The organism is Micrococcus sp. R8502A1 (genome assembly GCF_006704135.1).
GTDB classification, from domain to species: domain Bacteria; phylum Actinomycetota; class Actinomycetes; order Actinomycetales; family Micrococcaceae; genus Micrococcus; species Micrococcus luteus.
Genome location: NZ_VIGS01000011.1, coordinates 45,864 through 53,877, shown reverse-complemented (window position 1 = coordinate 53,877; position 8,014 = coordinate 45,864). Strand labels below are relative to the sequence as shown.

Here is an 8,014-nt window from a genome sequence, read left to right as displayed (position 1 = left end):
ATTATGTTCTAATTTTAATTGAAATGCGGAGCAGTGTTTTCCATCTTTAAGCGATCGTCGGCAGCGTCATATGTGTCTAAGAGACAGTCCTGGGGTGCTCGGGGCCGGCGGCGTGGGTCACCACGGCCGGTCCTGTGGATCGTCCACGAAGACGCGGTAGTCGTTCGGCTCGGCTCCGGTGGCGGGCACGTCCGCCTGGCGGAGCATGTACTCCATGATCGTGGCGGCCGCGACGGACACGTCCCGGGAGCCCTGCTTGGACGGCGGCCGATGCATGGACACGGACACCACGAAGCGGGGGTCGTCGAGCGGGGCGACGGCGGTGAAGCCGAGGTTGTAGCCGTCGTACGTGCCGGTGTCGCTCGCAGCCTCGGCGGTGGAGGACTTGCCGCCCACGCGATACCCGGGGATCGCGGCGGCCTTGCTGGTGCCCTGCGTCACGACGGTCTCCATCATGCGGAGCATCTGCGCCGCCGTCTCCTCGGAGACCACGCGGTGGGGCTCCGCGGACGACTCCCAGCGCTTCTCCGCGCCGTCGCCGTCCACCGTGGCGTCGATCAGCCGGGCCGGGATCAGCACGCCGCCGTTGGCGAGGGCCTGATACATCTGGGCGGTGTGCAGGGTGGTCTGGGTGTAGCCCTGGCCGAAGGCCGTGGTCAGGCGCTGGCGGCCGTCCCACTGTTCGGGCGGGACGAGGACGCTGCCCGCCTGCTGCGGCAGGCCGAGGTCGATGGGCTGGCCGACCCCGAAGGAGCGCATGTACTCGTAGCGCTGCTCGTCCGTGATCTTCTCGGCGATCTGCACCGTGCCCGTGTTGTAGGAGCGCGCGTAGATGCCTGCGACGGTCATGTCGAACGTCGGGTGCGGGGAGAAGTCCCGGATGGTCTGCCCGTCGAAGTCCTGGCTGCTGGGGACGGTGAAGCCGTCCGTGGCGGTGACCTTCCCGGCGTCGACGGCGGCCGCGATCGGCAGCGCCTTGCCCGTGGAGCCCGGCTCGTACGGGGTGCTCATCACGGTGGAGGTGCGGAAGTTCCCCTCGGTGGCGTCGGGGTCGGCGGGGTCCACCGTGGTGGAGTCCGCCATGACGATCACGTCGCCCGTCTTCACGTCCATCACGACGGCGTTCGCCCACTCCGCGTCGTACTCGGCGGCGAGGGCGCCGAGGGTCTCCTGCGCGAACCACTGGGCGTCCTTGTCCACGGTCAGGCGCAGGTCGGCGCCGTCCACGGCCGGAACCTCCTCGAGCGGGGCGTTGGGGATGCGGATGCCGTCTGCGCCCACCTCGAACGTGCGGGTGCCCGGGGTGCCGGTCATGACGTCGTCCTGGCTGAGCTCGAGGCCCTCGAGGGCGGTGCCGTCACCGCCCATGAAGCCGATGATGCTGCCGGCGACCGACCCGTTCGGGTAGGTGCGGCGGTCCACCGCCTCGGAGAGCAGGCCCGGCACGTTGAGCGCCATGGCCTTGTCCCGGACCTCCGGGGTCACGGAGCGACGCACCACGGCGTACGGGCGGGAGCCGATGGTGGCCTCGCGCACCTCCTCCTCCGTCATGCCGAGCACCTCGGCCAGGCTGGCCAGGCGGGAGTCCACGTCCACGAGCACGGTCTCCCGGGCCTCGCGGTCCCATTCGTTGAAGTCCTTGACGAGGCGCTGGTCCACGACGATGTCGTAGCGGCGCACGCTGGCGGCCAGCACGTCGCCGTCGCGGTCCAGGATGGACCCGCGCTGCGGCAGGGTCTCCTGGTGGGTCAGGCGCTGGTCCATGGCCGCCGCGGCCTGCCCCGTGGGGTCGATGCCCTGCACGTAGACGAGCCGCAGTGCGAGCCCGCCGAGCAGGACGAAGACGAGCAGGAGAAGGATGCGGGTGCGCACGGCGGGGTGCCCGGGAGCGGGCCCGACCGTCGATCCGCCGCGGGGAAGGTGCGAGGCGGGACGGTCGATCAACGGTCGGCGGCGTCCTGGTCGGGGGCGGCGGAGGCGTCCTCGCCGCCGAGGGTGCGCGGTCCCTCGATCTCGTCCTGGCCGTCGCCGGCCGTCCCCTGGCGGACCGCGTCCGCGTCCGCCGGCGGCGCGACGTAGGTGGCGGAGATGTCGCCGTCCTGGGCCGCCTGGGCCTCGCCGCTGAACTGGCCCGTGCCCGCGTCCACGGAGGCGGTGCCGGCGGGGGCGACCATCCCGAGGGCGTCGGCGCGCGCGGCCAGGTTCTGCGGCGCCTCGAGGTGGCCCACCTGTTCGGCCAGCCGCTCATTGGTCTCGGTGACGGCCTGCTGCTCCTGGCGCAGGTCCAGGAGGGCGTACTGCCGGTTGGACATCGTGATGTTCATGACGAGCACCGCCGCGAGCGCGGCGAGCACCACGAGGACGCACAGCACGGTCACGCCGGAGCGGGATCGGGGCAGCGGGGCGGGCACCACCGAGAGCGGCGTGCGCTCCTGCGGAGTCGGCCGCGCAGGGGCGACGGGGGTCGACCCGGGGCGCAGCGACTCTGCGATCCGTGCGTGTGCGGCCATGCTCATCTCCTCGTGCAGCGTCATGCCGTGGTCCTGGACGTCCTGATCTTCTCAACCGCACGCACTCTCGCGGAGGAGGCGCGACGGTTCTCGGAGATTTCTTCTTCGGTGGGCTTCTCGGTGCCGCGGGTGAGCACCCGCACCACGGGTTCGTGCTCCTCCAGCACCACTGGGAACCCCGGGGGCGCCGTGGACGTGGCCCACGCGCTCAGGTGCCGCTTCGTGATGCGGTCTTCGAGGGAGTGGTAGCTCATCACCACGAGGCGCCCGCCCACGTGGAGGGCGTCGAGGATGGCGGGCACGGCGGCGTCGAGGATGTCGAGCTCCTCGTTCACGGCGATGCGCAGGGCCTGGAAGGTGCGCTTGGCCGGGTGCCCGCCGGTGGCCCCCGCGGCGACGGGGACGGCCGAGCGGATCACCTCGACGAGGCGGCCGGTGGTCTCGATGGGGGCCTCGGCGCGGGCCCGGACGATGGCCCGTGCGATGGGGCCGGCGAAGCGCTCCTCACCGTCGCGACGGATGATCCGGCGCAGCTCCTGCTCGTCCAGCTCCGCCACGAGCGTCGCGGCGGAGCGCTCGGCGGTGTCGTCCATGCGCATGTCCAGCGGAGCGTCGTAGGAGTAGGCGAAGCCACGCTCCCGGTCGTCCAGCTGGTAGGAGGACACGCCGAGGTCGTAGAGCGCGGCGTCGACCTTCGTGACGCCCGCGGCGGCCATGGCCTCGGGCACCCGGTCGTAGGTGCCGTGGAAGGGGACCAGACGGTCGGCGAGGGGGCCGAGGCGCTCGGCGGCCATGGCCTGCGCGTGGGCGTCGCGGTCGATGCCGATGACGCGCAGCTGGGGAAACCGGGTCAGCAGGGCCTCGGTGTGCCCGCCCATGCCCAGGGTGCCGTCGACGGCGACGGGCGTGCGGCCGGCCTCGAGCGCGGCCTGGATGGCGGGGGCGAGGAGGTCGACGACGCGGTCCCGCATCACGGGCAGGTGGCGGTCCTCGGGGCGCGGCTGGCCTGCGTCCACTCTCGACCTCCTGCTCACATCGCGGTCCTGGCGGACCTCGGGCGGGATCCCCATCCGTCCGCCGCCGCGCCTGGCCCAGGGGAAGACGGGTCAGGTGCGGCGGCGTCGGCTGGAGGTCTCGCTCGAGGTCGGGTGGTCACGGTCAGAAGACGCCGGGCAGGACGTCCTCGTCGGTCTCGGAGAAGGCGGCTTCCTGCTCGGCGAGGTAGGTGTTCCAGGACTCCGAGTCCCAGATCTCCACTCGCGTCCCCGCGCCGATCACGGTCACGTCCCGGTCCAGCCCCGCGTACTGCCGCAGCGGCGCCGGCACGGTCACCCGACCCTGCTTGTCCGGGACCTCGTCCGACGCCCCCGAGAGGAAGACGCGGATGTAGTCACGGGCCTGGCGGGAGGACAGTGGAGCCGACCTCATCTGCTCGTGGACCCGCTCGAACTCACGAGCGCTGAACACGTAGATACAGCGCTCCTGACCCCGGGTCAGGACCAGCCCCTCCGCCAGCTCCTCACGGAACTTGGCGGGGAGGATCAGCCGGGACTTCTCGTCGAGCCGGGGGGTGTACGTACCCAAGAACACGGCACACCCCCTGACTCGTCGAGCGGTCCCTCCCGACCAAGGTCGGGACCCATGCTCTCTCCTTTCCTCCACATTACCCCACTTCCCTCCACCATCAACCCCACAGCGCGGGCCACGGCGCCACGGGCGTGTCGAGGCTTCCGGGTTCGGCGCACCATCCCGCGGATCCCGGGACGGGCGTCGCCGTGGAGGGAAGTGGGGGGCCGGGGTGACGACGGGTGCCGCGGGCAGCGGAAAGGCCCCGATCCGACGCGGATCGGGGCCTGCAGTGGAGGAGGGTGGGGGCCCGGCGGGCCGGGCTCAGTCGCCTCGGGCGCGTCGCTCGTCCCAGCGCCGCTCGAGGCGGCCCATGAAGTCGCCGCTCCCCTGCCGCCGCGGTGCGCCCGATCGTCGGGCCGCCGGGCCCGAGGCCCCGGAGGCGGCGGCGCGCGGCCGCGTGGTCAGCAGGAAGATGCCGGCCCCGATGACGACGACGCCGAGCACGCCCAGGAGGATCGCGTGGTGGGCGACCCCGAGGACCACGACGAGCAGCCCGACCACCCCGAGGATGGCCCCGGCCACCACGCGGCCCACAGGCAGCCGATGACGCCCCGTGTCCGCCATCTGGGTGGCCAGCCGGGGGTCCTCGGTGCGCAGCTGCTGCTCCAGCTGGTCCAGCATCCGCTGCTCATGCTCTGAGAGGGGCATGGCGACTCCTTCAAACGCGGCCTCCGACGCCTCCGGGACCGGGAGGGGACGCCCGCGCGTCCGACTTGCCCTCCAGGATAGGACCTGCCGCCCCACCCCAGCCAGGTGACGGCGTCGCCGGCCCCGGAGCCCCTCACTCCCGGTCCGGGCCGCCCGTGCCCGGCCGCGGCGCGTCCCGGCGGGCGTCGGCGCGGGCCTCGCGGCGATCCAGCAGGGACGCCGGCCGCACGGCCGCCGTCGGGAAGCGCCGGGCGACGGCGTCGAGGGCGGCCTCAGCACCGGCCCAGTCGCCCGCCTCCGCCGCCTCGTCCTCCGTCCCCCAGCCGGGACCGCCGAAGAGCGCCTCCTGGGCCGGGGGCCGATCGGCCGCGTCCCCGAGGCGCTCGGCGCGCACGCCCACGAGCCGGACCGGATGCGGCCGTTCGGCGTGCAGCTCACGGACGAGCCGCCGCGCCGGGCCGAGGAGGTCGTGGCCCGTGGCGGTGGGCCGGGCGAGGCGGGCGGTGCGGCTGCGCACGGACCCGTCCGGCGCCTTGAGGCGGACCGTGACCGCCCCGGCGGTGACCTGCTCCGCGCGCAGCCGGGCCGCGACCCGGTGACACAGGCGCAGGACCTCCGGGTCGACGCCCGCGACGTCGACGGGGTCGACGTCGAAGGTGTGGTCCGCGCCGATGCTGCGGGCCGCCGGGCGCGGGGCGACGAGACGCGGGTCGATGCCCCGGGCCAGCGACGCCCACTCCCGGCCGGCGGCCCCGAACGACGCCTCCAGCCGCGCGGGGTCCACCCGGGCGAGGTCGCCGATGGTCGCCACCCCCCGCCGGGCGAGCCGCTCGGCCGCCTTGGGGCCCACGCCCCACAGCCGGCCCACGGGCAGCGGATGAAGGAAGTCCAGGGTGCGCTCCGGCGGCACGATTAGCAGGCCGTCGGGCTTGGCCGCGGTGGACGCCGTCTTGGCCACGAACTTCACGGCCGAGCCGCCCACGGTGCACGGCAGCCCCAGCGCGGAGCGCACGCGCTCTCGGATCAGGTGGCCGATGTGCTCGGGCGGGCCGAGCCGACGGAGCGCGCCGGCGACGTCGAGGAACGCCTCGTCCACGCTGAGCTGCTCCATCACGGGGGTCACGTCCGCGAGCACGGCCATCACCTCGGCGGAGACGGCCCGGTAGAGCTGCTGGCGCGGCGGGATGACCACGAGGGGCGGGCACAGGGCGCGGGCGTGCGCCAGGGGCATCGCCGAACGGACCCCGTAGGCCCGCGCCGCGTACGAGGCGGAGAGCACCACGGACCGGCCGCTCGGGGCGGCGACGGCGGCGGGACGCCCCTCGAGGTCGGGCCGTTCGCGCAGCTCGACGGACAGGAAGAAGGCGTCCATGTCCACGTGGAGGATCGTCGCCTCATCGCGGGGTGCAGCGGGCGCGGTCTCGGACATGGACCGAGCCTATCGGGACCGGCGATCCGTCGCGCGGCGCGGCTAGGGTGGGGCCATGCCCGCCGACGTCGCCGTCCCCCGCCCCCGTCCCGCCGACCAGGACCGCTTCCGCGCCGCCGTCGCCGACGCCCTCGACCGCCTGCTGGCGGAGCACCGGGACCTCGCCCGGGACGTCCACCCGCTGACCGCGCCCCTCGTGGACGCGATCGCGGACCTGACCGCGGGCGGCAAGCGCCTGCGCGCCGTCCTGGCCTGGCTCGGCTGGCGGGCGGCCGGTGGCGAGGCGGAGGACCCCCGCATCGCCGAGGCGGGGGCGGCGTTCGAGCTGTTCCAGGCCGCGGCGCTGATCCACGACGACATCCTGGACCGCTCGGACACCCGCCGCGGGATGCCCAGCGTGCACCGCCGCTTCGAGTCCCTCCACCGGGAGGCGGGCTGGCGGCACGCCGCGGAGCACTTCGGCGTCTCCGCCGCGATCCTCGCCGGCGACGTCGCGCTGGGGATGAGCGAGACGGCCTTCGCGCGCGTGCTCGCCGGCACGCCCCGGGAGGACCGGGCGCGGGTCGAGCTCGAGCGGATGCGCTTCGGCGTGATGGCGGGTCAGTACCTCGACGTGGTGGCCGAGATGGCCCCGGCGGCGCGCGACGCCCGCGAGGCCGAGGCGGCCGCCGAGGCGGTGGTGGAGCACAAGTCGGCGCGCTATTCGGCGGTGCACCCGCTCGCCCTCGGGGGGCTGCTGGCGGGGGCGGACGACGGGCTGGTGACCGCGTTCGCCCGGGTGTCGCTGCCGTTCGGCATGGCCTTCCAGTACCGGGACGACCTGCTCGGCGTGTTCGGCGATCCGGCGACCACGGGCAAGCCCGCGGGCGACGACCTGCGGGAGGGCAAGCAGACCGTGCTCATCGCCCGCGCCGTCGAGCTGCTCGCCCCGGACGAGGCCGCTGCACTCGACGCGGACCTCGGCGACCCGGACCTCGGTGCGGACCGGGTGGCCCACTGGCAGGGCGTCCTCGAGGCGTGCGGCGCGCGCCGGGCCGTCGAGGAGCGGGTCGCGGCGCTCTCGCACGAGGCGGCCGGGGCCGTGGCGGGCCTGCTCGCGCACGGCGTCCCCGAGGACGTCAGCGCCGAGCTCACGCAGCTGATCGACGCCTACACGTCGCGCCGCCACTGAGCGGCGACGGACCCCGCGGGCGGATCGTCGCCCGCGGGGCCGGCTCACCAGGCCAGGGCCTGGGCGCGGCGCCGGATCTCGGTCTTCCGACCGTCCCGGAGCGCGTCGATGGGCCGGCCGGGCAACGACTCGTCCTCGGTGAACAGCCAACGGAGGGCCTCCTCATCGGAGAAGCCGGCGTCGGCCAGCAGCACGAGCGTGCCCTGCAGGGAGTCGAGCACGCCGGACTCGGTGAGGAACAGGGCCGGCACGGACCGCACCGCGGGCTCGGGGCGTCGCACGGCCAGCAGGCGGCGATCATGCACGAGGTTGTGGACGCGGGTCACGCGCTGGTCGAGGCGCTCCGCCACGTCGGGCACGGAGAGCCACTCGCCCACGAGGGCGTCGAGCTCGGCGGGGATCGCGTCAGCGGGGACCGGGGTGTCGGAGGAAGTGGTGCTCACGGGCGCCAGCCTACGTGGCCGCCGACGGGCCCGGCTCACCGCGCCCCGGACGGCATGGATCTCAGTATGGTCACGAAGATCACATTCCGATAACATCGCCGAGGCTCCACGGTCGGGCGCCGACGTCGTCGGTCGACCGCGGGGGGCCACGGGTCCCACCCGTCACTTCCCCGTCGTGTTCCAT

8 protein-coding genes are annotated in these 8,014 nt (G+C 74.2%); 1 reads left to right on the top strand and 7 read right to left on the bottom strand.

The window, feature by feature from the left end; all coding sequences use genetic code 11:
- Positions 1–117 precede the first annotated feature (117 nt).
- The 6 genes from FLM69_RS03945 to dinB form a co-directional block, all read right to left on the bottom strand.
- Positions 118–1,872 (bottom strand): penicillin-binding protein 2, encoded by a 1,755-nt coding sequence (locus FLM69_RS03945; protein ID WP_235186536.1) that lies wholly within the window; start codon positions 1,870–1,872, stop codon positions 118–120.
- Between the two features lie 68 nt (positions 1,873–1,940).
- Positions 1,941–2,534 carry a hypothetical protein gene (locus tag FLM69_RS03940; RefSeq protein ID WP_036314150.1) on the bottom strand — a complete coding sequence of 198 codons (594 nt, stop codon included), beginning with the start codon at positions 2,532–2,534 and terminating at the stop codon, positions 1,941–1,943.
- Positions 2,531–3,526 carry a 16S rRNA (cytosine(1402)-N(4))-methyltransferase RsmH gene (gene rsmH / locus FLM69_RS03935; protein ID WP_141843135.1) on the bottom strand — a complete coding sequence of 332 codons (996 nt, stop codon included), beginning with the start codon at positions 3,524–3,526 and terminating at the stop codon, positions 2,531–2,533. The genes FLM69_RS03940 and rsmH overlap by 4 nt, the downstream gene beginning before the upstream one ends.
- Positions 3,527–3,668: 142 nt before the next feature.
- On the bottom strand, positions 3,669–4,100 hold the full coding sequence (mraZ, locus tag FLM69_RS03930) for a division/cell wall cluster transcriptional repressor MraZ (RefSeq protein WP_002854575.1): 432 nt from the start codon (positions 4,098–4,100) through the stop codon (positions 3,669–3,671).
- Positions 4,101–4,400: 300 nt separating this feature from the next.
- A complete protein-coding gene (locus FLM69_RS03925) occupies positions 4,401–4,787 on the bottom strand; it encodes a DUF3040 domain-containing protein (RefSeq protein ID WP_141843133.1) in 387 nt (128 codons plus the stop codon).
- 133 nt (positions 4,788–4,920) lie between these two features.
- A complete protein-coding gene (dinB, locus tag FLM69_RS03920; RefSeq protein ID WP_141843131.1) occupies positions 4,921–6,216 on the bottom strand; it encodes a DNA polymerase IV in 1,296 nt (431 codons plus the stop codon).
- Positions 6,217–6,271: 55 nt separating this feature from the next.
- On the opposite strand from dinB, the gene FLM69_RS03915 reads away from it, so the two are divergent.
- Positions 6,272–7,387, top strand: coding sequence for a polyprenyl synthetase family protein (locus tag FLM69_RS03915; protein WP_063189733.1), 1,116 nt, complete (start codon positions 6,272–6,274; stop codon positions 7,385–7,387).
- 44 nt (positions 7,388–7,431) lie between these two features.
- Here FLM69_RS03915 and FLM69_RS03910 read toward each other — a convergent pair whose 3' ends face one another.
- Positions 7,432–7,830, bottom strand: coding sequence for an Rv2175c family DNA-binding protein (locus tag FLM69_RS03910; RefSeq protein WP_141843129.1), 399 nt, complete (start codon positions 7,828–7,830; stop codon positions 7,432–7,434).
- Positions 7,831–8,014 lie beyond the last annotated feature (184 nt).

Excerpts from the sequence above, each read along its gene's own strand:
- FLM69_RS03940 (WP_036314150.1), bottom strand. The coding sequence starts at position 2,534 with ATGACGCTGCACGAGGAGATGAGCATGGCCGCACACGCACGGATCGCA.
- FLM69_RS03925 (WP_141843133.1), bottom strand. The coding sequence starts at position 4,787 with ATGCCCCTCTCAGAGCATGAGCAGCGGATGCTGGACCAGCTGGAGCAG.
- FLM69_RS03915 (WP_063189733.1), top strand. The coding sequence starts at position 6,272 with ATGCCCGCCGACGTCGCCGTCCCCCGCCCCCGTCCCGCCGACCAGGAC.
- dinB (WP_141843131.1), bottom strand. The coding sequence starts at position 6,216 with ATGTCCGAGACCGCGCCCGCTGCACCCCGCGATGAGGCGACGATCCTC.